This window comes from Ruegeria sp. E8 (genome assembly GCF_056533985.1).
Genome location: NZ_JBQFOY010000050.1, coordinates 1 through 2,688, shown reverse-complemented (window position 1 = coordinate 2,688; position 2,688 = coordinate 1). Strand labels below are relative to the sequence as shown.

General features: G+C 63.0%; 3 protein-coding genes. All 3 read right to left on the bottom strand.

Going from position 1 to position 2,688, the window contains the following annotated elements:
• Positions 1–1,056 (bottom strand): aldolase/citrate lyase family protein, encoded by a 1,056-nt coding sequence (locus tag ACR0LF_RS23560; protein WP_480584011.1) that lies wholly within the window; start codon positions 1,054–1,056, stop codon positions 1–3.
• Positions 1,057–1,067: 11 nt separating this feature from the next.
• Positions 1,068–1,868: a 2-oxo-hept-4-ene-1,7-dioate hydratase gene (hpaH, locus tag ACR0LF_RS23555; RefSeq protein WP_480584008.1), complete on the bottom strand. Its 801-nt coding sequence runs from the start codon at positions 1,866–1,868 to the stop codon at positions 1,068–1,070.
• The coding region (locus tag ACR0LF_RS23550; RefSeq protein ID WP_480584006.1) for a fumarylacetoacetate hydrolase family protein at positions 1,865–2,688 on the bottom strand (824 nt) is incomplete at its 5' end. The genes hpaH and ACR0LF_RS23550, both read right to left, overlap by 4 nt.

Here is a 2,688-nt window from a genome sequence, read left to right as displayed (position 1 = left end):
TCACTCATTCCATTTGAGTTTAAATTCTTCGCGGAAGGCGAAGCGTTCCAGATGCGCTTCGATCACCTTCTGCCAGCGGTTCAGGTCGCCGCGCGGGCTGACGGTGGCCAAAACCTCGAGCCGGTCGTCGGTCGCGGTCATTTCGATCCCTTCGCCGCTGTCAAACCTCACGGTGCCGTGGGTGGCGTCAAACGAGGCTTTGGCCTTGTGGGACCAGTGTTTGCAAAGCTGTTGCAGGTACTTGCTGCCTGCGGCGGTTTCGGCGCTGCCGGTCGCGGATTGGTCCGGCAACAGGCTCAACCCGGTTTTGGCCGCATTGCGCATTGCCTTTGCAAACAATGTCACGTCGATTTCGGTGGCCACGAAGGTCGCGCCCAGATCCAGGCATTTGCGCTGCATATCCGGGTCCATGGTCAGGATACCTGCGGCTTTACCGGCTGCGACGATCCGGGTTATCGCGTCCAGAACGGCCTCGACCACTTCGGGGTGGCCGGCATTTCCGATATGGCCCATATCGGCGGCCAGATCGGACGGGCCGACAAAGACCCCATCCACATCGGTGGCCAGAATATCGTCCAGCGCCGCTAACCCGGCCCGGTTTTCCACCTGAACCAGCAGGCAGATCTGGTCATCCGCCGTTTTCAGGTAATCCGGGATCGCCGCAAAGCGCGAGGCCCGCGCCAGCGCCGAACCGACGCCGCGCACCCCGTGCGGCGGGTAGTGCACCGCGCGTACCAGTTCGCGCGCCTGATCGCCGCTTTCGACCATCGGCACCAGCAAGGTCTGCACCCCGGCATCGAGATATTGCTTGATCATCCAGGTCTCGCCGATGGGCAGACGGGCGGCCGGCGCGCTGCCCGAGCCTTCGATCACCTGCACCTGTTCGAGGATCGAGCGCAGATCGTTCGGCGCGTGTTCTCCGTCGACCAGCAGCCAGTCGAACCCGGCAGTGGCGGCGATCTCGGCGGTATAGGCATTTGCCATGCCGATCCAGCAGCCGATCTGAGGCTGACCGGCTTCCAGCGCGGCCTTGAACGTGTTTCGGGGGGCGGGCATGGCGGGCTCCTTCAGGCGAAGTTGATGTCGACCGACCCGAACGGGCCGAAGTCCGCGTGGATGGCGGTGCCGTGCGGGCATTCCACCGGGCGGATGAAGCTGCCCGACAGGATCACGTGACCGGGCTCGATGCTCTGACCATATTGCGCCATGCGGCGGGCCAGCCAGACCACACTTTCGACCGGATCGTTCAAAACACCCGCTCCCAGACCGGTTTCCTCGATATCGCCATTGCGAAAGGTCAGCGCGCCGACCCAGCGCAGGTCGAACGCATCGACCGCGTGGCGCTGCGGCCCAAGCACGATGCCCGCGTTGGCGGCATTGTCGCTAATCGTGTCGAAGACGGTGCGGGCCTTGCCAGTCTCAGGGTCCAGTCGCTGAATCCGCGTGTCGAGGATTTCGATGGCCGGGGCCACGTAATCGGTGGCCGCGATGATATCGTCGCGGGTGACGTTTTCTCCGCCCACCGCGGATTTCATGACAAAGGCGATCTCGGCCTCGATCCGGGGCTGGATGAAGCGATCCGCGGGGACGGTGCCGCCGTGATCGAACAGCATGTCGTCGAACAGGATACCGCTGTCGGGAATGTCGATGTTCAGCGCATATTGCATCGCTTTCGAGGTCAGGCCGATTTTCCAACCGATCACCTTGCGACCCTGGGCGAGTTTGCCCTTCAACAGCGCGTTCTGCACCTCATAGGCGTCATCCATGCCGATATCGGGATGGCGCAGGCTGAGCAGACCGATCTGCTGGCGGCTGTGCTCGGCCTCGAGCAGGTCGGCGGCGGCGCGGGTGTGTTCTTCGGGGGTCATGTCCGCTCATCCTCGATGGTGTTGCGCAACGTGCCGAGGCCCGTGGCCGAAACCTCGACCACATCGCCGGGGGCCAGGTATTTGGGCGGATCGAACCGCGCGCCCGCGCCGGTCGGGGTGCCGGTTACGATGATGTCGCCCGGCTGCAGGGTCATGAAGGTCGAGATATATTCGATTTCGCGCCGGATCGGGAACATCATCCGGTTCAACGTGTCGTCCTGGCGCAGCTCGCCGTTGACATGGGTCTGGATGCGGGCGTCATCCAGCTGTGCGGCATCGGTGAACGGCACCAGCCAGGGGCCGATGGCACCGGAGTTGTCCCAGTTCTTGCCCTGCGTGACGTTGAACTTGGCGTGCCGCACCCAGTCGCGGATGGTGCCTTCGTTACACAGGGTCAGGGCGGCGATGTGATCATAGGCGTCGGCCTGGGTGATCCGGCGTCCGGTCTTGCCGATCACGATGGCCACTTCACCTTCATAATCCAGCGTGTGGTTTTCCGGCGGGCGGATCAGCGGCCGGTCATGGCCGGTGAAGCCGCTGGCAAAGCGCGGGAACAGCGACATGTATTGCGGCTGCGCGCTGCCATCTTTGTATTCCGCGTTACGGTCCGGAAAGTTCACACCGACACAAAGAATGCGGCGCACATCCGGCATCACCATCTCATAGGTGAATTCCGTATGGGTAACCGGTTGGCCCTCGGCGGCAGCGATCAATTGGTCAAAGGCACCGGCCGCAATCACCTCATACAGACTGGCGTGATCCCGGAACGCCCCGTTCAACGCAATCGCACCGCCATCGGTAATCGCACCAAAAAACGTCT